Origin of the sequence: Kiloniella sp. (genome assembly GCF_048270245.1) — a bacterium.
GTDB lineage: Bacteria > Pseudomonadota > Alphaproteobacteria > Kiloniellales > Kiloniellaceae > Kiloniella.
Window position 1 is genome coordinate 950,107 of the sequence record NZ_JBLWTH010000001.1, and the last position, 26,217, is coordinate 976,323.

The 26,217-nt window shown below is 44.1% G+C and carries 20 protein-coding genes and 1 other RNA gene; 13 read left to right on the forward strand and 8 right to left on the reverse strand.

Annotated features, from left to right (window positions below):
- Window positions 1-19: 19 nt before the first annotated feature.
- The 6 genes from ACN0W5_RS04505 to ACN0W5_RS04530 all read left to right on the forward strand — a co-directional run bounded on the left by ACN0W5_RS04505 (window position 20) and on the right by ACN0W5_RS04530 (window position 8,529).
- The gene (locus ACN0W5_RS04505) at window positions 20-1,057 is read left to right on the forward strand and encodes a threonine aldolase family protein (protein WP_417453004.1); all 1,038 of its coding nucleotides are present in this window, start codon (window positions 20-22) and stop codon (window positions 1,055-1,057) included.
- A 311-nt stretch (window positions 1,058-1,368) separates the two neighbouring features.
- Complete coding sequence (locus tag ACN0W5_RS04510; RefSeq protein WP_417453005.1) at window positions 1,369-3,312, forward strand: PrkA family serine protein kinase; 1,944 nt, start codon at window positions 1,369-1,371, stop codon at window positions 3,310-3,312.
- A 41-nt stretch (window positions 3,313-3,353) separates the two neighbouring features.
- Entirely contained in the window at window positions 3,354-4,658 is a 1,305-nt protein-coding gene (locus ACN0W5_RS04515; protein WP_417453006.1) for a YeaH/YhbH family protein, read from the forward strand.
- A gap of 97 nt (window positions 4,659-4,755) precedes the next feature.
- Entirely contained in the window at window positions 4,756-6,303 is a 1,548-nt protein-coding gene (locus ACN0W5_RS04520) for a SpoVR family protein (RefSeq protein WP_417453007.1), read from the forward strand.
- A 318-nt stretch (window positions 6,304-6,621) separates the two neighbouring features.
- Window positions 6,622-6,921, forward strand: coding sequence for an Hpt domain-containing protein (locus ACN0W5_RS04525; protein ID WP_417453008.1), 300 nt, complete (start codon window positions 6,622-6,624; stop codon window positions 6,919-6,921).
- A 156-nt stretch (window positions 6,922-7,077) separates the two neighbouring features.
- Window positions 7,078-8,529, forward strand: a complete 1,452-nt coding sequence (locus ACN0W5_RS04530) for a sigma-54-dependent transcriptional regulator (protein ID WP_417453009.1) — start codon at window positions 7,078-7,080, stop codon at window positions 8,527-8,529.
- On the opposite strand, the gene ACN0W5_RS04535 is transcribed toward ACN0W5_RS04530, so the two are convergent.
- Window positions 8,526-9,719, reverse strand: a complete 1,194-nt coding sequence (locus ACN0W5_RS04535; protein WP_417453010.1) for an MFS transporter — start codon at window positions 9,717-9,719, stop codon at window positions 8,526-8,528. The genes ACN0W5_RS04530 and ACN0W5_RS04535 overlap by 4 nt on opposite strands.
- The gene (locus tag ACN0W5_RS04540) at window positions 9,712-10,044 is read right to left on the reverse strand and encodes a Rap1a/Tai family immunity protein (RefSeq protein ID WP_417453011.1); all 333 of its coding nucleotides are present in this window, start codon (window positions 10,042-10,044) and stop codon (window positions 9,712-9,714) included. The genes ACN0W5_RS04535 and ACN0W5_RS04540 overlap by 8 nt, the downstream gene beginning before the upstream one ends.
- A 235-nt stretch (window positions 10,045-10,279) precedes the next feature.
- Between ACN0W5_RS04540 and ACN0W5_RS04545 the strand changes: the two genes are divergently transcribed.
- Entirely contained in the window at window positions 10,280-13,765 is a 3,486-nt protein-coding gene (locus ACN0W5_RS04545) for an AsmA family protein (RefSeq protein WP_417453012.1), read from the forward strand.
- Here ACN0W5_RS04545 and ACN0W5_RS04550 read toward each other — a convergent pair.
- The 4 genes from ACN0W5_RS04550 to ACN0W5_RS04565 all read right to left on the reverse strand — a co-directional run bounded on the left by ACN0W5_RS04550 (window position 13,746) and on the right by ACN0W5_RS04565 (window position 16,750).
- Window positions 13,746-14,036: a ribbon-helix-helix domain-containing protein gene (locus ACN0W5_RS04550; RefSeq protein WP_417453013.1), complete on the reverse strand. Its 291-nt coding sequence runs from the start codon at window positions 14,034-14,036 to the stop codon at window positions 13,746-13,748. The genes ACN0W5_RS04545 and ACN0W5_RS04550 overlap by 20 nt on opposite strands.
- Window positions 14,037-14,104: 68 nt before the next feature.
- The gene (gene fumC / locus ACN0W5_RS04555; RefSeq protein WP_417453014.1) at window positions 14,105-15,511 is read right to left on the reverse strand and encodes a class II fumarate hydratase; all 1,407 of its coding nucleotides are present in this window, start codon (window positions 15,509-15,511) and stop codon (window positions 14,105-14,107) included.
- 241 nt (window positions 15,512-15,752) lie between these two features.
- Window positions 15,753-16,115, reverse strand: coding sequence for a TfoX/Sxy family protein (locus ACN0W5_RS04560; protein WP_417453015.1), 363 nt, complete (start codon window positions 16,113-16,115; stop codon window positions 15,753-15,755).
- Window positions 16,112-16,750: an alpha/beta family hydrolase gene (locus ACN0W5_RS04565; RefSeq protein ID WP_417453016.1), complete on the reverse strand. Its 639-nt coding sequence runs from the start codon at window positions 16,748-16,750 to the stop codon at window positions 16,112-16,114. Before ACN0W5_RS04565 ends, ACN0W5_RS04560 begins: the two co-directional genes overlap by 4 nt.
- 63 nt (window positions 16,751-16,813) lie before the next feature.
- Between ACN0W5_RS04565 and ACN0W5_RS04570 the strand changes: the two genes are divergently transcribed.
- Together ACN0W5_RS04570 and ACN0W5_RS04575 are read left to right on the forward strand one after the other, a co-directional pair.
- Window positions 16,814-17,017, forward strand: a complete 204-nt coding sequence (locus ACN0W5_RS04570; RefSeq protein WP_085901272.1) for a hypothetical protein — start codon at window positions 16,814-16,816, stop codon at window positions 17,015-17,017.
- A gap of 187 nt (window positions 17,018-17,204) precedes the next feature.
- Window positions 17,205-19,997, forward strand: coding sequence for a bifunctional aconitate hydratase 2/2-methylisocitrate dehydratase (locus tag ACN0W5_RS04575; protein WP_417453017.1), 2,793 nt, complete (start codon window positions 17,205-17,207; stop codon window positions 19,995-19,997).
- A 340-nt stretch (window positions 19,998-20,337) separates the two neighbouring features.
- On the opposite strand, the gene ACN0W5_RS04580 is transcribed toward ACN0W5_RS04575, so the two are convergent.
- A complete protein-coding gene (locus ACN0W5_RS04580) occupies window positions 20,338-20,895 on the reverse strand; it encodes an SspB family protein (protein WP_417453018.1) in 558 nt (185 codons plus the stop codon).
- Between the two features lie 105 nt (window positions 20,896-21,000).
- Window positions 21,001-21,363: a transfer-messenger RNA gene (gene ssrA / locus ACN0W5_RS04585) on the reverse strand.
- 173 nt (window positions 21,364-21,536) lie between these two features.
- Here ssrA and ACN0W5_RS04590 point away from each other — a divergent pair.
- The 4 genes from ACN0W5_RS04590 (at window position 21,537) to ACN0W5_RS04605 (ending at window position 26,131) form a co-directional block, all read left to right on the forward strand.
- Window positions 21,537-22,331, forward strand: coding sequence for a thymidylate synthase (locus ACN0W5_RS04590; RefSeq protein ID WP_417453019.1), 795 nt, complete (start codon window positions 21,537-21,539; stop codon window positions 22,329-22,331).
- 66 nt (window positions 22,332-22,397) lie between these two features.
- On the forward strand, window positions 22,398-23,528 hold the full coding sequence (locus ACN0W5_RS04595) for an alanine racemase (protein ID WP_417453020.1): 1,131 nt from the start codon (window positions 22,398-22,400) through the stop codon (window positions 23,526-23,528).
- A gap of 26 nt (window positions 23,529-23,554) precedes the next feature.
- Window positions 23,555-24,112: a rhomboid family intramembrane serine protease gene (locus tag ACN0W5_RS04600; RefSeq protein ID WP_417453021.1), complete on the forward strand. Its 558-nt coding sequence runs from the start codon at window positions 23,555-23,557 to the stop codon at window positions 24,110-24,112.
- A gap of 315 nt (window positions 24,113-24,427) precedes the next feature.
- A complete protein-coding gene (locus ACN0W5_RS04605; RefSeq protein WP_417453022.1) occupies window positions 24,428-26,131 on the forward strand; it encodes a methyl-accepting chemotaxis protein in 1,704 nt (567 codons plus the stop codon).
- Window positions 26,132-26,217: the final 86 nt, after the last annotated feature.

Here is a 26,217-nt window from a genome sequence, read left to right on the forward strand (position 1 = left end):
AATAGATGGAACAGGCAGTATGACGAACTTTGCCTCAGATAACGTCACAGGTGTTTCGCCTGAAATTATGGATGTAATGGTCAAAGCGAATGATGATCATGCAGCGATGAGCTATGGCGCGGATAAGTGGACAGATGGCTTATCAGATAAAGTTGCTGAAATCTTCGAGACAGATGTGACGGTGTTCCCTGTTATTAGTGGGACAGCGGCCAATGTTTTACCTATCTCTTATTTAACCCCAGCCTATGGCACGATTTATTGCCATAAAGAAGCGCATATCAATACTGATGAATGTGGCGCTTCTGAATTTTATTCGGGTGGCGCAAAGCTCATTCCTTTACCCGGGGATCATGGTAAGTTTACGGGACAGTCGCTGAAAGACGCAATTTTTGGGCGCGGTGTTCCACGTCATACGCAGCCCAGTTTGGTTAGCCTGACCCAAACAACTGAGGCTGGAACACTTTATCGGCCCGATGAAATTATGGCGATTGCAGAAGTTGCCAGAGAAAATGATCTCAAGGTTCATATGGATGGTGCCCGGTTTGCCAATGCTGTTGTCGGGACCAATTGCTCGCCCGCTGATCTTACGTGGCGTTCCGGGGTCGATGTTCTTTCTTTCGGGGCGACCAAAAACGGAGCAATGGGCGCTGAGCTAGTTGTGTTTTTTGGAAAGCCAAATGTAAAAGAACTTGAAAACAGGCGCGTACGCGGCGGGCATTTTATTTCAAAAATGCGTTTTTTGTCTGCTCAACTGACTGCTTATCTGGACAATAATTTATGGCAAAGAAATGCCATGCAAGCCAATGATATGGCGAAGCGTATGGAGATGGGACTGTCTGGTATCACCTCGATTGAATTCGTACATCCTGTAGAAGCAAATATACTTTTTCTAACGATGCCAAGGGCCATGATCAGTGCCTTGAAGGAAGCAGGTTTTGAATTTTATGAAATGCTGCCAGGGAAAAAAAGATCTCTGGTTCGTTTGGTCATGTCCTTTAATTCAAGTCAGTCTGATGTGGATCGGTTCGTTGAAATCGCGCGGGGACAAATCCTTTAAGGCTTCTGCGTTTATGTGAATTAAATTGTGAAAATAGCCCCAGTTTAGCCTATTGGTTAAGCCGGGGTTTTTTATTTTTTTAGAGTAAAAAAGAAAATAGTTAATCCAACTCGCAGGTGAGAACGTAAAAAATATAAGAGCAGTATCAAAAGATTAGAGTATCGTGCATTCGTTTTGTGTTTTTTTGATACCCGCCTTTATGAGTTTTAGTTCAGCCTCCTAAAATCTCATTGTTGTGTAAAGAAGCGATAGAAGGCTGTTTTTATAAAGGAACGCATTTCAGGTTAAGCCAATATATAGAGGAGGTCATAATGCCCAAGACCGATATTTTCGACGCCTATTCCGAGCTATACGGTAGCCGGCAAGAAAGCGAAATGTCGTTGAGGGATTACTTGTCTGGATGCAGGGAAGACAGGGTTATGTATGCCTCGACAGCAGAACGAATGCTGGATGCCATTGGTACGCCTGAACTTTTTGATACAAGCCAAGATGAACGTATGGGCCGGATTTTTATGAACCGGACAATCAAGCGCTACCCAAGCTTTAGTGAGTTCTATGGTATGGAAGAAACCATAGAACGTATTGTTGGTTTCTTTAAACATGCTTCTCAAGGCCTCGAAGAGAAAAAGCAGATCCTTTATCTATTGGGACCAGTGGGCGGCGGTAAATCTTCAATTGCTGAGCGGTTAAAGATTTTAATGGAGAATTGTCCGGTTTACGTTTTGAAAGCCGGTGATCATATCAGCCCTATTTTTGAATCTCCTCTTGGCCTGTTTAATCCAGAGACAATGGGTGACCTCCTTGAGGACAAGTATCACATTCCCAAACATCGCCTGACAGGGCTGATATCTCCATGGGCACTTAAACGTTTAGAAGAATTTGAAGGAGACATTTCCAAGTTTACCGTGGTGAAGATGTATCCATCAAAACTCCGTCAAATTTGTATTTCCAAAACAGAGCCCGGTGATGAAAATAATCAGGATATTTCGACCCTTGTCGGGAAGGTTGATATTCGCAAACTGGAATATTATAGCCAAAACGATTCAGATGCTTATTCCTATAGCGGTGGTTTGAACATGGCGACGCAGGGTCTACTTGAATTTGTTGAAATGTTTAAAGCGCCGATTAAAATGTTGCACCCGTTACTGACCGCGACGCAGGAAGGTAATTATGTGGGGACGGAAAACCTGGGGGCGATACCTTTTCAGGGGATTATTCTGGCGCATTCAAATGAATCTGAATGGCAAAATTTTAAGAACAATAAAAACAATGAAGCCTTTATTGACCGTGTTTGCGTGATCAAGGTTCCCTATAGCTTACGCGCTAATGAAGAAGCTGATATTTATCATAAGCTGCTGAGAGATAGCGACCTTAATGATACCCACTGTGCACCGTCAACATTGGAAATGATGTCACAATTCAGTGTGATGACACGTTTAAAAGAGCATGAAAATTCCAATATTTTCTCAAAAATGCGGGTCTATAATGGTGATAATCTAAAAGATGTCGATCCGAATGCAAAACCGATTCAGGAATACCGGGAAGCTGCTGGACAGAACGAAGGTATGAATGGTGTGTCTACCCGTTTTGCCTTCAAGGTTTTGGCCGAGACATTTAACTATGATCCGAATGAAGTTGCAGCCGATCCAGTGCACCTTATGTACGTGTTGGAACAGGCAATACAGCGTGAACAATTCCCTGATGAAATAGAGAAACGCTATCTTGAATTCATCAAAGGCTATTTATCTGTCCGCTATGCTGAATTTATCGGGAATGAGATTCAAAAGGCCTATTTGGAATCCTATTCAGATTTTGGACAAAATCTTTTTGATCGCTACATTTCTTATGCAGATGCGTGGATCGAAGGACACGATTTCAAAGATCCTGATACGGGACAACTGCTTGATCCTCGGATTTTGGATCAGGAACTGTCCAAGATTGAGAAGCCGGCGGGAATTTCAAACCCGAAAGACTTTAGAAACGAGGTTGTGAAATTTACGCTACGTGCCCGAGCTAACAACAAAGGGCACAATCCCCGTTGGACATCCTATGAAAAATTACGAGAAGTGATTGAAAAACGGATGTTTAGCCAAGTAGAAGACCTGTTGCCAGTGATTTCTTTCGGATCGAAAAAAGATAAGAAGACTGAATCCAAGCACAATGAATTTGTCGATCGGATGGTTGACCGTGGCTATAGCAGGCGACAGGTTCATCGTCTGGTTGATTGGTATATGCGTGTCAATAAAGCGGGTTAGTCAGATTATCTTGCGAGGCAATGGATAGGTGGATTAACAGCATGATGCATTTTATTGACAGGCGACTAAATCCAAAGGGCAAGAGTTTACCCAATCGGCAGAGGTTTATTCGTCGTGCTCAAAGTCAGATACGCGAAGCCGTAAAAGAGGCAGTAAATGGCGGTAAAGTGACCGATATAGGTCATAATGGCCGGATAACGATTCCCTCTAAAGGCTTAAACGAACCTCGTTTCAAGTATGACTATTCTAAAGGCAAACATGATCGTGTTTTGCCTGGCAATAAAGAGTTCTCGACTGGGGATCAGATAAAGCGTCCGCCAAAGGGTGGTGAGGGACAGGGCGGCAAAAAAGCCAGTGAGGATGGAGAGGGAGAAGATAGCTTCCAGTTCTCTTTGTCCAGAGAGGAGTTTCTGGATGTTTTCTTTGAAGATCTGGAGCTGCCAGACTTGGTGAAAACGTCGCTGAAAGAAGAAGTCGAGTTTGAAAAACAGCGTGCTGGATATGTGCGTGTTGGATCGCCAAGTAACCTGGATTTGAAACGAACAATGCGGCATAGCCTTGCCCGCCGGATTTCGATGAAGCGGCCAGGAAGTGAGGAACTTAACACTCTTCGAGAAGAGATACTGGACCTTGAGGCGAGAGGGCGGAAAACCAAAAAACTAAAAGAGCTCCACGAGCAACTTGAATTGCTAGAGCATCGTCGTCGATTTGTTCCCTACATTGACCCCTTGGACGTTCGCTACAAATCGTTCACAAAAATTCCAAAACCGAATACGCGCGCCGTGATGTTTTGCTTGATGGATGTTTCCGGGTCAATGAGTGAAAGCATGAAAGATCTGGCAAAAAGGTTCTTTATGCTTTTGCATCTATTTCTTTCGACCCAATACGAACGGGTTGAGCTGGTTTTTATCCGCCATACACACATGGCAAAAGAGGTTGATGAAGAGACTTTTTTCTATTCCAGAGAAACAGGGGGAACCATTGTTTCTTCTGCTCTGGAAGAAATGCAGAAAGTTCTAAAAGATCGCTATCCCCTTGGCGACTGGAATGTCTATGCCGCCCAAGCGTCTGATGGCGACAACTTTGCAAGCGATCGGGAAAAATGCCTCGCCATAATGGGGGATGTTATCCTGCCGGCCTGTCAGTATTTTGCTTATATTGAGGTTATGGATGAGCAAGAACTTGAGATCTTCAAAGACGAACAAAACATGACCGATCTTTGGCGAATTTATGCTCAGCTAACCGGGAGCTTTGAACAATTTGCCATGCGAAGAGTCGTCAAACCGAATGATATTTTTCCTGTTTTCAGGGATTTATTTGCAAAAGAGGATGCCGGGGGAAATTAAATACCAAAGAAAGCTGAATGTCTCGTGAAACAAAAAGCCCAATGAGTTGGTGATTTTGTACGATTGATGGTCAGGACAGAATTAGAAGGGATTTTTTATGGCAAAGGCACAAGAGGTACAGAAGCCGCTGTATGAAGGTGCAGAATGGAGCTTTGAGAAGCTCGATTGTGTCTATGATGCCATCGAAGAAATCGCAAATACCGAGTTGGGGTTAAATGTTTATCCGAATCAAATAGAGGTTATTACCTCTGAACAAATGTTGGATGCCTATTCAGGCATTGGTATGCCACTGATGTACAATCATTGGTCATTTGGTAAGAGCTTTGTTCAGGACGAATTTTATTACCGCAAAGGTATGCGGGGCCTTGCCTATGAGATTGTTATAAATTCTAGCCCTTGTATCAGCTACGTCATGGAAGAAAACACCATGACGATGCAGGCACTGGTCGTCGCCCACGCTGCGTTTGGGCATAATCATTTCTTCAAAAATAACCATCTATTCAAACAATGGACAGATGCAGAAGCTATTCTGGACTATATGCATTTTGCCCGTGAATACATCAATAAGTGCGAAGAGCGACATGGTGTCGAAGCCGTGGAGGAATTGTTGGATGCGGCACATGCACTTCGTGAGAACGCGGTCGATCACTATTCAAGGCCTGTCCCTATGTCTCGTGAGATGGCGAAACAGCGCATAGATGATCGTGAAGAGCATAAACGCGGTGATTATAGAGATATCTGGCGTACATTGCCACATAATGAAGCGGACGTTGAGGATGATGAAGTAAAAAGCCAACGTCAGGAAGCCAACATGGCCAAGTTTGGGTTGCCGGAAGCTAACCTTCTTTATTTTTTTGAAAAACATAGCCCCGTACTGGAGGACTGGCAGCGAGAAATATTGCGTATTGTTCGAAATATCGCCCAGTATTTTTACCCGCAAAAGCAAACCAAAGTGATGAACGAGGGCTGTGCCTGTTTTTGTCATTACTACATTATGAACAGACTATTTGATAAAGGCCTAATCACCGAAGGCGCAATGCTGGAATTTATTGATTATCATACTAGGGTTGTGGCCCAGCCAAATTTTGATGATCAGAGATGGACCGGGATAAATCCATATGCTTTGGGTTTTGCCATGATGCAGGATATTTACCGCATATGTCATGAACCAACAGATGAAGATAAACAATGGTTCCCCGACATAGCAGGATCCAACACTGGTATTGAAGTTCTTAAAGATGCCTGGGCAAACTATCGGGATGAGAGTTTTATCTTGCAGTTTTTAAGCCCGAAGCTGATCCGGGATTTTAGATTGTTCCAGATACACGACAATTCGTCCCTTCCACACTTAAAGGTAGAAGCCATTCATGATAGCCGTGGATACAAAAAAGTCCGGAGTGCTTTGGCTAAATCCCATACTGTTTCTGCGATGACATTGGATATACAGGTTGCTGATGTTGAATTTGAGGGGGATCGTGCGATTACCTTACGCCACATGGTGCACGACGATGTGCCAATTGATGGCAAAGAAGCTGAACAGGTGATGCGTAGAATAGCGCAATTGTGGGGCTATGATGTTAGTCTTTATTGCGAGGATGCGCTTACAGGAAAAATTCTCGCGACTTATGATGTTACCGCTTGTTGAAACGTGGTTTTCCTAGGGACGTCAGGGCTGCGTAGAGGATATGTATAAACCCCAACTTTTATACTGTTTAATTATTTGCTAGCTGTTATTCTTGATGAGTCGTTGAAGAAGCTTGTTTTCTGTTGCCTATATTTGGAAACAAGCTTCATTAGTAACACGTGTTCAAAACTTAACTGTCAGGATTAATCATCTTGAAATATCGGTGTTTGCCGCACCGATTTCAGAGGGGAGCACAGGACAATTAGCTCGATTAATGAAATAGATACGCAAGAATTGGATAAAACTTATCCTATACGTGATGAGGTGGTGATTCAGTCCTTGTCAAATGAAGTTGGGGAAGAAGCCATTCCCTTTCTTATCGAACAGTTTCTTGCCGATTTAAGGACGCATCTCGCGGGTGTTCTTAATGCAGCACGAGTACATGATAGCACCGAGTTGGAAAGGGAAAGTCATACTTTAAAAAGTGTCAGTGGAACTTTTGGGGCTCTTCGGCTACAGGAACGTATGCGACTTATTAATGAAGCTTGTCGACTTAAGAATCATGAGCACGCGATTGAGCTCGTTATAGGTGTTGATGCTATCGGGGCGTTAACAATGGAGGCCTATCAGGATAAATAGAAGAATGTGCGCCTTGTCTTGTACTGCTTGGGTCTTGTACTGCTTGGGTCTTGTCCTGACTTGGGTCTCTTGTAAGCTTGGCAAGGCGTATGTTCCCTCGTATCATCAATGTTTTCTTGTTTAGCTGAATAATACACCCGATTGGTACGATATTTGATGACAGACACACCCTCTATTTTACTTGTAGAAGATACGGCATCTCTTGTTGCTGTTTATACAAGTTATTTAAAGCGTTCTGGTTATGAATCGACTCAGGTGATGTCTGGTAAAGAAGCCCTTCATGAGCTTGAGGGCGGCGGATACAGAGTTATTCTGCTAGACCTACAATTGCCTGACATGGATGGTATTGAAATCTTGCGTATGGTGCAGGAACGAAAATTACCGATCGCTGTGGTTATTATCACATCAAATGCATCTGTGAACATAGCCGTCGAATCAATGCGTTTGGGGGCTTATGATTTCCTTGAGAAACCGTTTTCTGCTGATCGACTAATCGTTACAGTGCGTAATGCTTTGAAGCATATGCAGCTATCCGAGATGGTTGAAGCCATTAAAGAGCGAACGCATTTCTATGGGTTTATTGGCTCTTCCTTTGCGATGCAGTCCATTTATCGTACAATTGATTCTGCGGCGGCTTCCAAAGCAACGGTCTTCATCACAGGCGAAAGCGGTACAGGAAAAGAAGTTTGTGCAGAAGCAATTCATAAGTGTAGCCCCCGTGCAGAAAAGCCATTTGTCCCCCTTAATTGCGGGGCAATACCAAAGGACTTAATGGAATCAGAGATCTTTGGTCATGTGAAGGGGGCATTTACAGGGGCAATTGGGAACAGGGACGGGGCTGCGACACAGGCGGATGGCGGGACTTTGTTTTTGGACGAAATCTGCGAGATGGATCTTGATCTACAGACAAAGCTCTTACGCTTTATCCAAAGTGGCACTTTTCACAAAGTCGGTAGTACCCGCTTGGAGAAAGTAAATATTAGAATTGTTTGTGCGACCAACCGTAGCCCCTTGCAAGAAGTTCAAGCAGGACGGTTTCGCGAAGATTTATATTATCGCCTTCATGTTATCCCTATTCATCTTCCGCCATTAAGAGATCGTGACGAGGATATTCTGGAAATTGCCAAATCTTTTTTAGTTGAATATGCAAAAGAAGAAGGCAAAGAGTTTTCCATCTTCTCTTCTGATGCAGCGGAAGTAATTAATAATTACAATTGGCCTGGGAATATTCGCCAACTGCAGAATGTCATAAGAAACTCAATTGTCTTGAACGAAGGCAAGGTTTTAACCGCAGATATGCTGCCGTCGTTAAGTAGTCAAAATTCGAGTGTTGTGCAATATAAGGAAAGTGTTACCGCAAGTGATGATGGCAATCTTAGAAGCTCAATCCCTGACGCCACCGATTTTTTCGTAACCGATCAGGCGACACCCGCGATGGAGTTAGCAGAAGTTTTACCGCTTTGGATGATTGAAAAAGACGCTATCGAAGGTGCTATAGAAAAGTGTGATGGCAATATCGTAAAAGCAGCAAGTTTGCTGGATATCAATCCTTCGACAATCTATCGTAAGAAGGCCCAGTGGAAAGAATTGGCGAAGAAAACACCCTAGTTATAGTTTTTCTTCTTTGCTTTCGGGTTTATCAAAGTACCAACCATCAAAATGACAAACAGCATCGTTAGTGCCAGTGAAACGTATATCAAAGCTTCTCCTTGATATACTTGTGTCGCTTGACCGCCAACAAGAGGCATTAATCCGCCTATCCCCCATAAAAATCCGAATGATGCATTTGCCGCAATCAAATCAGCCCCCTTGTATTCGTGCCCAACAGCGGTAAGAACGGTGTTGTAGATAGATGTCAAAATTCCTCCCCAACAAAATAGAAGGAATTTAAACACGAAAATCATATGGGAAAATTGGAATGTCAGGATGATGCATAACATGCAAACTATTCCCAGAATAAGCAGTAGGCGCGGAATGTTCATGTGATCTGCAAGCCAGCCGATTGGGTATTGGAAGACAAGGCCGCCAAGAAAAAACAAGGTTAGCATGACATGCATATTGTGCTGCGCATATCCTACTCTGGAACCGTAGTAATGAAAAAAAGTTCCCATTAAAGTTTCTGTTCCCGAAGCAAGAACAACCGCAGCACAATATGCAGGGGCGATCAGTATAAATGAAAATTGATTAAAGCTGCTCGGGGTTTTCAAATCCATCTCTGGATCTTGAACCAACAGTAAAGGGATTGTTGCGAGGAAACAAATACAGGCACCGCTTATAAAGGGAAGCCAGCTATCGGTTCCCGTGATAACGAGAAGTAGAGGACCGGAAGCAAAGCCTAGGCCTAAGGATATATTGAAAAGGGCGAGTATGCGTCCACGGTGAGATGAGATGGCCAGGTGATTAATCCAGCTTTCACTGCCAATGAAAATCCCGGCAACAGCCATGCCCATAACAAAGCGGATGAGAACCCAGGCAATTGGTGTTGGAAAGAGAAACAGGCAAACAAACATGAGTGTTTCGCCAAGCATACAAATGATGACAAACTTTCTCATGCCGAGATAGGAAATACAGGCAGGGACAAAAGGGGAAAAAAGTACAATAGCTATTCCAAGCATGGAACCGATAAGGCCAATAAATGATCCGCTATTCCCATCGCGATCAAGTGAAATCGTCATCAAAGGAAGCGTAAACCCCATACTAATTCCAGCAATAGATACGCAGGAAATGACTGCTATCAAATCTTTAAGATTCCGAGGGTGTTTTGAAGTTAGTTCTTGTTCCTTTGTGATTTTATTCACACGGATATTTTTCCCTTAATGTTAATACGATGCTTTCAAATGCTGGCTGGGTATCGATTTTTTTTGTAAGAGAGAGCCTAATGACGTCAATGAATTGACCGCGTTGTGTGTTCGCTGGAAAACAAAATGCCTCTGCAATCAGTCCTTGTTCTCTCATTTCCAACAGGCTCTCAACTGTACCTGTAATATATCCGTTACACAGACCACCAAACCATCGGTCCTCGGAATTACATAGCTGGGCAAGCTCTTTATTCGTAAGTTGTTGGGCTGCAAAAGCATTGGTGGAAACGAGTATAAAAAAACTAATAATGAATGTTCTAAGCAAAACGTCGTACCTGGTTATAAAAGTGTTGAAAGCCGAGTTTATCACGGAATTGCACGCGATGGTTTATTTTTGCAAGGGATGCGTGGATTTATCTGAAATAACGCAATTTAAATAAAGGTATCTCTTGCAAACGATTGATTAAATACAAGCTTATGAGTAGTTTAGAGCTTAACAATTATAGAGTGTGATTTTTTACACAAAACCATAAACATAAAACATCATAAAAGGTTGGATCGTGCGCAAATTTACGATTTCAATATCCATAATATTACTTCTCGTCATTGGTGGCGTGCTATTTGGGCCAGGTTTTATTAACTGGAACCAGTATAAAGGCGACATAACAGAGCAGGTTTATGCTCATACGGGACGAACTTTGGATATTGAGGGGGATCTTCATCTTAGAATACTCCCTGTGCCAAGTTTTTCTGCGGCGAATGTCCGATTGGAAAACGACCCAAGATCCAACGAAAATACAATGATTTCCCTTGATGAGTTGGGTGTGAAAATTGCTGTTTTCCCATTGTTGAGTGGTCGACTTCGGGTTGATGAAGTTATTTTAAGAAAACCTATCATACATGTTGAGAAGTTTGCAGATGGTTCGGGAAACTGGGTTTTCTCTCCTGTGGATATTGCTCAAGGGAAAGCAGATAGCGGGCTTACACCAAACCCAAATAACGCTTTAGATAATAATGAAGACGAAGCTGATAGCACCTTCTTCTCCGGTGTTGTGCTTGATCATTTTCGAATTATTGACGGTACCGTCCATTATAGAGATGGCAATGTTCAGGAGACTTTTGGAGGGATTAATGTTGAGGTAGCTGCAAAAAGTCTTACAGGTCCTTTTACTCTGGGTGGTGATTTGTTGCTGAGAGGGCAGCGTACAGAGATTGAACTGGATTTGGGCCAGTTTGCCGACGAAGGAGCAACCGCAATTAATGCAGGTATTCGCCTGCCTGATTCCGAAGCAAAGCTAAAGTTTAATGGCTTGGTCTCTCGTCATGTCAACAGTACTTCCTATCGCGGAAAATTTGACGGGGATGGAAGTGATCTGGGGGCGTTGATTTCAGAGTTGTTTAAGGTTGATGTCAAAACAAGTGCGGATAGTCATTTTGAAATCTCTGCTGAGCTGGAGGGTGACCTTAACAAGCTTTCTGTGAATGATCTTATCGTTCGGGTTGGGGCGCAAAAAGTGACTGGCACGGTTAGTGCCGGTCTGAAGGGCGGTGTCGATATCTCGATGAACCTGGCAAGCCCAAGAGTGAACCTGGATGATATTCTCACAGTTCAAGATGCGATCCAAAAGAACAAGATCTCGACCACAAAAAGTACTTCCGATGAGAGCAATGCGGTAACAGGGCATTCAACGTCAGAAGTGGGTCAGGGAACAAAAGAGCTTTCCAAATCTTCGTGGCCAACGTTTTCCCCTGAAATTTCTCTTCAGGCGCAAATCAGTATTGATGATATTATTTACAATCAAAGAATTGTGCGTGGTTTGGTTCTGCAGTCCAGCCTCGGAAATGGTTTGTTCGAGATTCAGAATTTAAGCGCTCAACTTCCAAGTGGTAGTCAAATAGCTCTTGCTGCCAATTATCAAAATCAAACAGTTAATGGACAATTGAACGCGCGGACAGAAGATCTGCGCGGACTTTTGACATGGCTTGAATTAGATGTTCCTGATGTCCCCAATGATAGGTTACGACGGTTGGATGGTAAGCTGCGCTTTAGCTTGAGGCCTGAACAGATCGTTCTAAATCCGGTCTCCATTACGTTAGATGTTACTCATCTAGATGGGGCGGCTACAATTGCGCTTCGTGATCGTTTGGGTGTTGGGGCACGTGTTGTTATCGATCGAATTGATTTAGATGCTTATAAGATAGGTGAAAAAAAGGCTTCATCTGATAAAACAAACGAGAATGCTGAGGTGTCTAACGATTCTTCTTTGGCTGATAATAGCAATTCATCAACTCAGAAAGCATCAGCTAACAGAAATAAATCGGAATCGTTGTTGGGGCGGTTGGATGCTAATCTGGATATTACTCTTGGGGAAGCCGTGTACCAAGGTATTCCGCTTCGCGGGGTGAAGCTGGATGCCACTTTGCAACAAGGTAATCTTCAAATAAGAAATGCGTCTTTGGATGATATTGAGGGGTCTTCTCTCGCTTTATCAGGTGCGATCAAACAGATTGAGACTGAGACTCCTTCTTTCGATACGACAATAATCGCCAAGCTGGCTGACCTTCCAAAGCTTTTGACGCTTGCCGGACAAGATAAAATTAAGGGAATGCCTCAGCTGGGCTCTTTAGAGATTAGTGGTAATGTTCAAGGGACTAAAGACAATCTATCTGTTGATCTTCTTGGGGCAGCAATAGGGGGGTCCTATCAGGCCAAAGGTGTGATTCAGCCCGGAACCAATTCGTTGTATCAAGGTTTGGTGGTTATTGATCATCCCGATGCTGCACAGCTTGTGAAAAGACTTAATCCTGAAGCTTCGACTAATCCACAGTGGGGACGGGTTTCTGTTAAATCTGTCATCAAGGCGGGATCGGGAGAAGTCGAACTGTCAGAGCTTGATGGAACCATTGCCAATACTCGTATCCAAGGGAGTGTCGTCGCAAACGTAAAAGGTGCGAAACCAAAGGTGACAGCTAACCTGATGACAGGTCAGCTGAATCTGAATAGCCTTTTGCCTCAATCAGGACAGGGCGGTGCATCCGGCGGTGCATCCGGTGGTGGCAGCTCGGTTTCTGCCGGATTGAACCGACGCTGGTCTCAGGAAAAAATGGATCTGTCTGGATTGTCTTCTTTGGATGCCGAGATCTCGCTTATATCTGATGCCGTCCAGAAGGATGCTCTAAGTATCGCAGATGTACAGGCAAAAGCGACGTTGCAGGATGGTGTTTTGACACTTTCCCAGTTTGCAGGCGTTGCCTATGGAGGTGGAATTACCGCAATAGGCACTGTTGATGGCCGAGATAAGATTCTTGTGGATATGGATATCAAGGGTGACAATATTGATAGTGGTTCGTTGCTTCGGGACATGGCTGATTTCAAAAGAGTATCAGGCCCAGTTTCCGTTGAAGGTAAGATTACGACAAAAGGCAGGTCTGAAGCTGATCTTGTTCAGGCATTAAATGGTAGCGGTCAGATTCATGGTGTTTTAACCGCAAAAGTTAAAACTAAAGAAGTTGTTGGCGGAGCGCTGCTTGGCGTCCTTGGTTCCAAACTAAAGGGGATTCAAGGCGTTGGAGATGCAACGACAACATTGTTGCAATCCTTCGCAGGACATCCCGCTCAGTTGAAGGGGACGTATACGATTCATAATGGTGTTCTTGTTTCCAAAGACCTTCGAGTTGATGGCAATCGAACATCGGTCTTTACGGCAGCCACAGTGGATTTACCAGCATGGTTGATTGAAAGCCAAAGTGACCTTTTTCGTGAGGGCGAAGACCCAACCAAACCTTATCTAACCGTTCATCTGAAGGGTGATTTGGATAAGCCGAACCCAAGGGTCAAAGGGCAGTTCCTGCAATCAAACAAGTCTAATACAATCAATCAGCTCTTGGGTGGGGAAGTTCCTAGTGAAGACGTTTCCGAACCGCAACCAGAAGCGACGGGGGAACCTGTTGAGCAAACGAATGAGCCAGTTGTTGAGGACAAGAAGTCCAAGAAAAAGAAAGCCAAAGAACTTCTGAAGGGACTTTTTAAGGAACTTGGGGGGTAACTGCTGGGGGGGCGACAGAGAGCGTATCTTCTTCGCTATTTTTAAGTCGCTCTTTTAAATGGTTCAGGACAAGAATTCTTAAGGCACTTGAAAGATTGCTTGTTCTTGCTTCATCGACTTTTTCAACAAACTGGTTGAGAGATAAGCCTTCGCTTTTCGCAAGGAGCTTTATTTCCTGCCAAAAGCCTTCTTCCAAGCTAAAGCTGGTTCTGTGCCCGGATATGGTTACGGAACGTTTTTTGATTTCTTCCGACTTGAAGTCCAGAACCATGTTGTTCTCGCGCAATAACAAAGAAGATAAGGCGGGTAATATGATTTATCACCCGCCTATAGATCAACCTAGGCTTTACGAGGACCGACCATGTTTTCAGGGCGGACCTTTTCATCAAACTCTTCTGCTGTCAAAAGGCCGAGTGCTACAGCTGCTTCTTTAAGTGTGCTGTTTTCCACGTAGGCCTTCTTTGCAACCTTCGCAGCGTTGTCATAGCCAATATGCGGGTTGAGGGCCGTCACCAGCATGAGGGATTGTTGCATCAGGGTTGTGATGCGCTCTTCGTTTGCTTCGATACCATCAACACAATTTTCGCGGAATGAGTCACAGGCATCCCCAATCAGCTTGGCAGATTGCAGCAGGTTGTAAATCATCACGGGTTTGAAAACGTTGAGTTCAAAGTGTCCGTTTGATCCGGCTACAGTAATTGTTGTGTGGTTCCCCATAACCTGTGCGCAAACCATTGTCATCGCTTCGGCCTGGGTAGGATTTACCTTGCCGGGCATAATGGATGAACCAGGCTCATTTGCAGGCAACAGCAGCTCTCCCAGTCCGCAACGCGGGCCAGAGCCAAGCATGCGGATGTCATTGGCAATCTTCATCAAGGAAGCTGAAAGAACGTTTAACGCGCCTGATGCCTCAATAATGGCGTCATGTGCTGCAAGTGCCTCAAACTTATTTGGTGCTGTTGTGAATGGTAGCTTTGTAATGTCAGAAACCTGAGCAGCAAATTTTTCAGCAAAACCTTCGACAGAGTTCAAGCCGGTACCAACAGCGGTGCCACCCTGCGCAAGTTCGGCTAGGCGCGGAAGTGTATTTTTGATCCGGGCAATGCCATATTCGATCTGCTTGGCATAGCCGGAAAATTCCTGCCCTAGGGTCAGGGGCGTTGCATCCATTAGGTGTGTGCGGCCGATTTTGATGATTTTTTCATAAGCTTTTGCTTTGGCATCAAGCGAAGCATGCAGCCGTTCAAGTGCAGGAATGGTTTCCTCACTTAACTGTCTTACGCCCGCGATGGACATTGCCGATGGGAAAGTATCATTTGATGACTGCCCCATGTTGCAGTGATCATTTGGGTGCACAGGGGATTTCCCGCCACGCTCACCAGTCAGGATTTCATTTGCGCGACCAGCAATGACTTCATTGGTATTCATATTGCTCTGCGTACCAGAGCCTGTTTGCCAGACAACCAGCGGGAAGTGATCCGTCAGCTTTCCGTCGATAACTTCTTGTGCGGCTTGGCAGATCGTCTCGCCGAGCTTTTTATCCAACACACCTAATTCAATGTTCGTGCGTGCAGCAGCAAGTTTTTGTGTGCCGAGTGCCTTAATCAGCGCAGGTGGCATTTTTTCGCCACCAATCTTGAAGTTCTGAAGCGAGCGTTGAGTCTGAGCACCCCAATAACGGTCTGCTGCGACGTCTATTTCGCCCATGGAATCTGTTTCAATACGAATGTTGCCTTTATCGGACATGCTGTTGGCTCCCTAACTTTCTCTGGCAGCTGATTTGATAATTGAGCAGTAGCAGGTTTGTCTGTTATCTGTTCAGTTGTAATGTTGCGCCGCAGTATACACAGATTGCGTCACGGAAAAACAGGCTAACTGAACTAATTATTCTCGATGACGGTTATCCCTTTATTTCTGTTATCCTGAGTTGCTTCTATTTTTCAAGGTTACTTGATTGTTTTTAGCACAGAGTCGTCTCAGGCAGAGTTTATCGTTTTTTTGCTTTAGGTTTCTTTTTCGCATGGGCGCGTTTTGATGCAGCAATTGCCAGTTCGGCCCAATGAATAAATTCTTCTGGATCTTCTTGTGCTGTTTCCGGGACAAGCCAGTATGACATTTTTATGGGTTTGTTTTTGCCTTCGTACGTGAAAGGTTCACTACCGGCTTCAATAAAAAGGGTTTCGCTTTTTTTATCCGCTTTTAAATAGATGCTACCAAAGGCCTCTAGAGCAAACATGATGTCTTCAAAATACAACCCATGTCCGCCAAACATTGGTTTAACTCTGATTTCACCCAGTGGAAGGCAGAGATTGATTGCTTCTTCGACACAGCTAGGTAAAATCTTGCTCATGAATTTGTCTCGTTGATAAATGCGTTTATAGCGGCAATAGCTTCTGACCAGTTTTGCTCATCTGTTCGACCTGATTTTTTCCGTGGGCTTAAGTTATGATTCCCGTTTTCTGACCAGTAGACTCTTATTTTATCTGATAATAGATAATGCTCAACCTCGTCTGGTTTTCCAAACGGATCACGTGTGCCTTGTATGATTAGGCAGGGTGTTTTGGCATTTTCAAGATGTGCGGTTCTGGTGTTTTCTGGTTTGGTAGGGGGGTGAAAGGGATAGCCGAGACAGATAGTACCAGTAACATTCATTTCATCCGCGATCATACTGGCCATGCGCCCGCCAAGGGATTTCCCCATTATATAAAGAGGGCGCTGAGGGTGCTGATCTATTACTTGTTGCCAGAATTCCAATAGTTTCGGCGCTCTGTCCGGGGGGCGCTTCTTCCCGGTTGTTCGGCGTTCAGCCATAAAGGGAAATTCAAACCGGATAATGTTGTGGCCTTGATTTCCTAACTTTTCAGCGAAGTAATTCATAAAATCGGTATCCATAGGGGCGCCGGATCCGTGGGTGAAAAGGACAGTTACCTTATTCGTATCGAGAGCTGCTTCTGGGCCGTTCTGTAAAAAATGGATGCTTGTCATGATGCTTTCATGTATATTTAGAACAGGTTATGACTTTTGATGCACAGATCTACGGTATAGAGCATGAGTGATATTCGCCAGAAAGATTTATCTGACAAGTCTGTTCAGGACATGAATTCTGAAGAGAAGAAAGAAATGCGTCGGCGTTTTGAAGAATTTGCTAGCCAGGTCGGCCAGAATAATGACTCTATTCTCGCCACACCCGAGAAACCCAAAAAAGTTGTTAAGTGGGACCCCAAAACGATGGGCCGGGCTGAGAAGAAATAGAACGCGAAAGGCACTGTATTAGTGGGGGAAAGGCCAAAACAAGCTTGTGCCCATACCGCAGAATATATTGCAACGCGGCATCAATTTGCTATACCACGACATACAAAGAGTATTTCGGGTTCTACATAGTCCCTTACAAAAATCCGATGCTCAATAAATGTATCTAACGTCAGACGTCGGGATAACCATGAGCCTGTATACAGATTATCTAAAAGAAATTGAAACGCGCAAAAAACAGGGATTAAACCCTAAGCCTATAGAAGATGATGCGCTTACAAGAGAAGTCATTTCTCAAATCAAAGATCCGAATAATGAACACAGAAAAGATTCTCTAAAGTATTTCATCTATAACACCTTGCCTGGTACAACCAGCGCGGCAGGGGAAAAAGCGAAATTCCTAAAAGATATTATTCTTGGTGAAGCGAGCGTTGAAGAGATTACGCCCTCCTTTGCCTTTGAGCTACTTTCGCATATGAAGGGCGGTCCTTCGATTGAGGTTCTCCTTGATCTCGCCCTTGGTGATGATCAATCGATTGCGAAACAAGCCGCGGATGTACTGAAAACTCAATTTTTCCTTTATGACGCAGATATGGCGCGTTTGAAGGCAGCATTTGATGCCGGAAACATCGTGGCTCGTGATGTCCTTGAGAGCTATGCCAAGGCAGAGTTTTTTACAAAACTCCCCGATGTAGAAGAAGAAATTAAAGTTGTTACCTACATCGCAGCCGAAGGTGATATTTCCACCGATCTATTGTCACCGGGTAATCAGGCGCATTCTCGTTCAGATCGTGAACTACACGGCAAATGTTTTATTTCTGAAGAAGCGCAAGCCGAAATTCAGGAATTGCAAAGACAGCACCCTGATAAGCGGGTGATGCTGATTGCTGAAAAAGGCACCATGGGAGTTGGGTCTTCCCGTATGTCTGGGGTGAACAATGTCGCTTTGTGGACAGGTAAACAAGCTAGTCCCTATGTTCCATTTGTTAATTTTGCACCGATTGTTGCAGGTACAAACGGTATTTCCCCGATCTTCCTGACAACTGTTGGGGTAACTGGTGGTATTGGTATTGATCTGAAGAATTGGGTCAAAAAGCTGGATTCCGAAGGCAAGCCAATCCTGAACAATGACGGTAATCCGATCCTTGAACAAAAATATTCTGTAGAAACAGGTACCGTTCTCACCATCAATACAAAAGACAAAAAGCTTCTCAATGATGCTGGTGATGAAAATCTAGCTGATGTGGCGTCTTCTTTTAGTCCACAAAAAGTTGAATTTATGAAGGCGGGTGGTTCTTATGCGATCGTCTTTGGTAAAAAACTTCAGACCTTTGCTTGTGAAACACTGGGTGTTGAACTGAAGTCTGCTTTTGCGCCTTCAAAAGAGATCCACCACGAAGGACAGGGGTTGACTGCGGTTGAAAAGATCTTCAATGCAAATGCAGTTGGTGTTCGTCCAGGGGCTGTTTTACATGCAGGCTCAGATGTTCGTGTGAAGGTTAATATTGTCGGTTCTCAGGACACGACAGGTCTGATGACGTCGCAAGAGCTTGAAGCTATGGCTGCAACTGTGTTAGCCCCGACAATTGATGGCGCTTACCAGTCTGGGTGTCACACAGCATCTGTTTGGGATTTTAAAGCGCAGGAAAATACGCCTAAACTGATGGCTTTTATGCACAAGTTCGGTCTGATTACTGCGCGTGATCCAAAGGATGTTTATCATTCTATGACCGACGTGATTCATAAGGTCCTGAATGATATTACGGTTGATGACTGGGCAATTATTATTGGTGGGGATTCCCACACGCGTATGTCAAAGGGCGTCGCTTTTGGTGCCGATTCAGGTACTGTTGCCTTGGCTTTGGCCACAGGTGAAGCAACCATGCCAATCCCAGAGTCTGTAAAGGTAACCTTCAAAGGTACCATGGCTGATCACATGGACTTCCGCGATGTGGTCCATGCGACACAGGCACAGATGCTCAAGCAGTTCGGTGATAACGTCTTTCAAGGGCGTATTATTGAGGTGCATATCGGTACCTTGTTGGCAGATCAGGCCTTCACCTTCACAGACTGGACGGCTGAGATGAAAGCCAAAGCGTCAATCTGTGTATCTGAAGATGAAACCTTGATCGAATCTCTGGAGATTGCAAAATCACGTATTCAGATAATGATCGACAAGGGCATGGAGAACGAAAACAAAATGCTCCATGGTCTGATCGCGATTGCTGAAAAGCGTATTGCCGAGATCAAATCAGGCGAGAAACCCGCTTTGACACCTGACGCCAACGCGAAATATTTTGCTGAAGTCGTTGTTGATCTGGATGAAATCGACGAGCCGATGATCGCCGATCCTGATGTAAACAATGCAGATGTTTCCAAGCGGTACACTCACGATACGATCAGACCAATTTCTTACTATCAGGCAGAGAAAAAAGTAGATCTTGGCTTTGTGGGTTCCTGTATGGTTCACAAAGGCGATGTGAAAATCGTAGCTCAGATGCTCCGTAATCTTGAAAAAGTAAACGGTAGTGTTGAATTCAAGGCGCCTCTGGTTGTTGCTGCCCCGACCTACAACATCATTGATGAGTTGAAGGAAGAAGGCGACTGGACTGTTCTGCAGAAGTACTCTGGTTTTGAATTTGACGATGCAGCCCCGAAAGTTGAGGCCCGTACAGAATACGAAAATATTCTCTATCTTGAGAGACCTGGCTGTAGCCTTTGTATGGGGAACCAGGAAAAGGCTGCCAAGGGTGATACGGTTTTGGCCACTTCTACACGTCTTTTCGAAGGGCGGGTTGTCGAGGATTCCAAAGATAAAAAGGGCGAATCTCTATTGGCGTCAACACCAGTTGTGGTTCTTTCCGCAATCTTGGGGCGAACACCGACAATGGAAGAATATAAAGCCTCTGTCGAAGGTATCGATTTGACAAAATTTGCCCCGCCACTAACAAAGCCGGGAAATACAAAGTCAGCCCATTTCTAAAACGCCGATAAGTGGTTTTTAGCTTATTTATGCAGGGGTGGTCATTTTGGCCACCCCTGTTGTTCGTTTGGTCCCTTTTGGTATTTAATTAAAGGGGACAGATGTGTGTGATAAATTTTTAGTTTAAATGCCGCCCGCTATCAGATTCTGATCATTGATCCAAGATGTTATGCAGAGATGGATTGGTTTAGGGAGCTTAAGGCTATAGGATTCAGTTAGAAGATACGTCCACAAGAGTTGCTACTGGGGCGCGACTTGATGCTCAAGCCATTATTGCACGACTTCAATTCGATGAATGAGTTTCGGAACGCTGCGCGTGGTTAGGTTCAACAACCCGAGATTACTTCTTTCTGAAGGTATCCAGTGTGACAATGTTATCACCGGATTCACGTTGCTTTTCTTTGATTTTCTGCTCTTCCGGGCTATTATCAGCATTTGCAGCAGTATCGCTGTTTTCAAAGGCGTCTTCTTCAAAATCCTCAAGAAGATCTTCGAGTTCTTCTTCCAAATCTTCGCCATCACCATTTGTGATATCGAACTGCAGACCAAACCGTACGGATGGGTCTGCGAAGGCAACAATCGCCGAATAAGGAATGCTCATACGTTCTGGAACATCCGAGAAGCTGAGCGTTACGCTAAAGCCATCTTTACCAACTTCAAGATCCCAGAATTGATATTGAAGGATGATGGTCATTTCGCCGGGGTAACGCGCTTTCAGATGATCAGGGATACTGACATCTTCCTGAGCCGTTTTAAAGGTGATGTAGAAATGATGGTCACCGGGAAGACCGTGTTCTGCAGCATATTCGAGAGATTCCCGAACCACGTTCAAGAGAGCTTTTTCGACCATATGGTCGTAGCGAAGTTCGCTTTCTGAAATCTCGTTGTTTCCCGACATACTTATATATTACCCGGCCGCTGCTTATCTGAACGTTTTATCGCTCTGATTAATTCTATACCTCTATCTGCTACTCTAACACAAAGCCAGAGTCCAGACATGAAAAGTGGGAGCTTCTGTTGCCAGGTGCCCCCGAACCCCGCCTAGGCTTGTGAAAACCTAGGGCTTAAAAGCGGTTGCTCAGACTGCAATTAAGCAGCGAGAGCTACCCCACGAGAATTGTCATTTGCAATTACTCAAAACGGCCCGATAACGGCGGAACCATGCCGGGCACCGAACAAATCTTTACCACGCGTGTCGATCCTATTTCGCCCCCATAATTCACATTCATAAGAATGTAAGGAATGGTGGAGGCGCCGGGTACCGCCCCCGGGTCCACAACGCTTATTCCATAAGCCCGTTTAGCACCATAGACGGCCGAAGCCGACACCTTGAATATAGTGACTATGTATAGGACTTCACAAGGGCTGATGTCTCAAAAGGGTATTTTTCTTATCTAAAAGAGCTGGCTTAGTGCTTTTTTGCAAAAGGACATCTTCTGAACTGATGACTAAATCCTGACACGTGATATGATCTTTCCATCAAATTTTTGGATTCTTCCATCCTAACTTTTGCCTACTTTAGCTTTTGAAGGAAAATTAATGCGTCAGTATCTCGATCTCATGAAAGATGTCCTAGAGAATGGAACGGATAAAGGAGATCGAACAGGTACAGGGACACGGAGCGTTTTTGGACGACAGATCCGATTTGACCTCTCTCAAGGGTTCCCCTTGATGACGACAAAGAAACTTCACCTTAAATCGGTTGTTCACGAACTACTTTGGTTTTTATCAGGGGATACGAATATTAAATACCTCAAGGAAAATGGGGTTCGGATCTGGGATGAATGGGCTGATGAAAATGGTGATCTGGGGCCTGTCTATGGGCATCAATGGCGTTCGTGGCCCACACCTGATGGCACAACCGTGGATCAGATCACGAATTTGATGGCACAAATCAAAATTAATCCTGATTCCCGGCGGCACATTGTTTCTGCTTGGAATGTGGCGGAAGTGGATAATATGGCCTTACCGCCGTGTCATAGTCTCTTTCAGTTCTATGTTGCTGAAGGTCGATTATCTTGTCAGCTTTATCAACGGTCCGCGGATATTTTCCTTGGTGTTCCCTTTAATATCGCGTCCTATGCGCTTCTGACCTATATGATCGCGCAGCAAGCAGATTTAGAGCCGGGTGACTTTGTCCATACCTTTGGTGATGCCCATATCTATTCCAATCACTTTGAGCAGGTGAAAACCCAATTACAACGTGAACCACTCAAATTACCAAGCCTGCGGATCAATAAAAAGCCCGACAGTATCTTTGATTATACGTTTGATGACTTTGATATCTTGGACTACGAAGCGCACCCGCATATCGCTGGTAAAGTATCTGTTTGATTCTAGAACAGCGTTCTAATCGGTTCGAGTATATTCCAACAATAATATCGTTTGCGAGAAACTATAATGCCTTTCGATACCCTGACAACGCCGGCGCTTTTACTTGATAAAGATGTATTTGAAGAAAATTGTCGCGTGATGCAAGAGCGCGCCAATGAAGCAGGGGTCAAGCTACGCCCACATATGAAAACGGCGAAAGCTTTAGAAGCTTATCACTGTGCAACAAAAGACGGTTTTGATGGCATTACAGTTTCTACTCTGGCGGAAGCTGACTTTTTTGCTAACGGTGGTGTCACAGATATTCTCTATGCCGTGGGGATTGTTCCATCGAAGTTATCCCAAGCGCAGAGGATACAGGATAAAGGTGTTAAATTGACATTAACCACCGATAATCCCGATGCCATTTCCTTGTTGGATCATGAAGCGAAAAGGCTTGGAACAACCTTTCCTGTTTTGATTGAAATCGATAGTGGCGGGCGGCGTGGAGGCGTACTTGCCGGTTCTCAGGAACTTTTGAGTTTGGCCGAGGCTATTACGGGATCACAGTGCTTGAGTTTGAAAGGGGTGATGACCCATGCTGGTCATTCCTACCACGTCTCTACACCAGAAGAGATCGCCGAGATAGCAGAACAGGAGCGGGAGGCCGTTGTTAGTGCTTCTGTGCGACTTTTGACGGCAGGTTTTTCCTGTTCTGTCGTCAGCGCTGGTTCAACGCCGACAGCCGTTTTTGCAAAAAGCTACAAAGGTCTTACAGAAATCAGGCCGGGCGTTTATATGTTTGGTGATGTTGATCAGATGTTTATCGGGACCTGCAAACAAAACGAGATCGCTGCAACGGTTCTTGCCTCAGTAATCGGGCACAATAAAACAGCAAAACGTCTTCTTATAGACGCTGGTGGCTTGGCTTTGTCGAAAGATGTAAGTGCCAGCGAATTCTCTTCACATACAGGTTATGGCCTTGTATGTGGATTGGATAGCGAAGTATTCGAAGAGTTATACGTCGAATCTGTTCATCAGGAACACGGCCTTATTGCATCAATTTCGGGTGACCTTCCTTATGAGAAATTCCCAGTTGGAAGCCGTCTTCGGATCTTGCCAATCCACACCTGTATGACCTGTGCAGGCTTTTCCCATTATGATGTACATAGTGCCGAAGGAGAGCTTTTAGGGAAATGGGAACGGGTTAATCGTTGGTAACAGCATAAAAGTTTTATGAGGCCGGCATGAGTTTTCTGAAACGCTTCCAGGATGTCTTTATTTTTGTCGGCAGTCTTTGGGCTGTTTTTGCCTTGAACTGGATGCTGTCGGGCGCCCTTTATCAATATGGTCTTGTGCCAAGGAATATAGGGGCACTTCCGGGTATTCTCGTTTCACCCTTTTTGCATGCGGGTTATGTTCATCTGATATCAAATTCAATCCCTCTTTTGATTTTAGGCTGTTTGGTGTCACTTGAAACCCGGGGTGGACGGCGAGGGCAGTTTCGGTCGGTTTGTCTTGCTCTTATTCTCTTTTCCGGTGGCTTGGTGTGGTGCTTTGGCCGACCAGCGCTTCATATCGGGGCCAGCGGTATCGTCTATGGATTACTTGGATATCTGTTGGGGTCTGCCTGGTGGCGTCGCGATTTTCGATCAATCATCATCGCGGTATTTGTTCTCGCGCTATACAGTGGATTGATCTCTGGACTTTTTATCCCAATGAGAGGTGTTTCCTTTGAAGCACATCTGTTTGGCTTTCTGTCAGGCGGATTGATTGCCTACATTGCTTATTCGTCAAAAAAATAAATAGAAGTGTGACTTGAGTAGGCAATTTTCCCCTATTTTTTTACATCATCCTTTGATCGTTTAATCAAATAGCATCTTTAGGTTAGGGCGTTATTTGGGGCGATAAGGTTATTTGTTGTTTATGTTTTGTCGTGTTTTTTTAAGTAAATATTTTCCTTTTTAACAATTAAAGGTTGTTTTTTGTTTTGATTGTTTTTAGCTGTAATTAAAGATTTAACTTTATTTGAATGCGATGATATTTTTGAAATTAAGGGAAAATAAATACTATATGTCTAATTGTGATTGATCGAGAGTTTATTGTGGTTAGGGATGAAGATGTTAAAGTCTTTGAAGATTAGTACCAAGATTGTCTTTTTGTTTGTGTTTATTATTGCGATAACGGCTTCTATTGTAGGTGGCTGGGCTGCATGGACTTTTAAAGCAGATTTAACTCAAACCGTTATTGAACAACAAAATTCTAGCTTACGAACCGCTGCCGTTCTTCTGAAGAAGGAATACCCCGAAACAACTTTCTCTGTTGATGCTACGGGTAAAGTGCATGATTTGGTTATGAACGGTATTAGTGATTTTGACGATCATAGTATGATTGACGAAATTGGGACAACAACTGGTGAAACGGTTACGGTCTTTCGGTGGGAAGATGAGAGTAAAGATTTCTGGCGCGTGACGACAAACATTATAAAAGGTGATGGAAAAAGAGCCGTTGGAACACCTTTGGGACAAAAGGGAAAAGTTTATCCCGTTATTTTATCCGGAAAAACTTTTAATGGTGAAGCTAATATTCTTGGGAAAGATTATTACACGATATACGAACCAATTTTTTCTCCTGAAGGGCAAGAAATAGGAATCCTCTATGCTGGTGTTCTTAAAGAAAAAATAAATCTCGGTTTAAATAATATTATTAACGCACTCATAGTTGCTTCATTAATTGCTACTCTTATTGGCGCAGTTATCACGATTTTTGTTCTTCGTGGCTTGATGCGCCCAATTCCGATACTCGCGACCATGATGGAAAAGGTTGCGGGGGGAGATCTTGGAATTGAAAACATCTACATTGATCGAGGTGATGAAGTTGGCGAAATGGCCCAAGCATTAGAAGTTTTCCGCACGAATGCTGAAGAGAAAGAGCGATTAGAAAAAGAGCGTATTGAAGCTGAAAAGCAATATGAAGTTTCTGCAATACAAGAAAGAAAAGCTCTCTCAGAAGAGTTTAAGGCTTCTGTAGAGACAATTGTAAAGCAAGTATCATCTTCTGTGCAAAACCTTGCCGAGATTGCTCAAAATATGTCCTCGGATTCAGAACAGGCTCTAGCTGGTACCAATCAAGCGTCTGGTTCTACGCGGCATGCGACTGAAAGCGTAAATGCAGTGGCTGCTGCATCCGAAGAACTGGCTGCTTCAATTAATGAAATAATGCAACAGGTACAAAGATCAGGGAAGGTTGCCACAAGTGCGACAGACGAAGCTGTTGGTGCAAATAGTAAAATGGAACAACTGACGACAGCGGCACAAAAAATTGGCGAAGTTGTTAGCTTAATTGCCGAGATTGCCGAGCAAACAAACTTATTGGCTCTTAATGCTACCATCGAAGCTGCAAGAGCAGGTGAAGCAGGTAAAGGGTTTGCTGTTGTTGCATCTGAAGTTAAAAGCCTTGCATCTCAAACAGCTAAAGCGACAGAAGAAATAGAACAACAGGTAAATGATATTCAATCTGCAACTGGTTCTGTTGGCGGGGCGATCAAGGGAATTCAAACGATCATTGAGGAAATCAATGAGATCTCTACAGTGATTTCGTCTTCTATAGAAGAGCAGAGCAGCGCGACGGCTGAAATTGCGAGTAGTATTTCAGTTGCGTCTCAAAATACCTCTACGGCATCGGAGCAGATAGTTTTAGTGGAAAACTCTGTAAACCAAACAAATAGCGCTTCTCAGAATGTGCTTACTGCTTCGACTGAACTTCAAGGATTTAGTCGGGATCTTTCAAAACAAGTTGATGGTTTTATTAGTAAAATTGGTTAGTAATCGTTTAGTAGAACTAACTTCCTTCATACATGAACGCACTAATATTGATTATATGGACAGTGCGTTCATGTATAGCAAAGGGC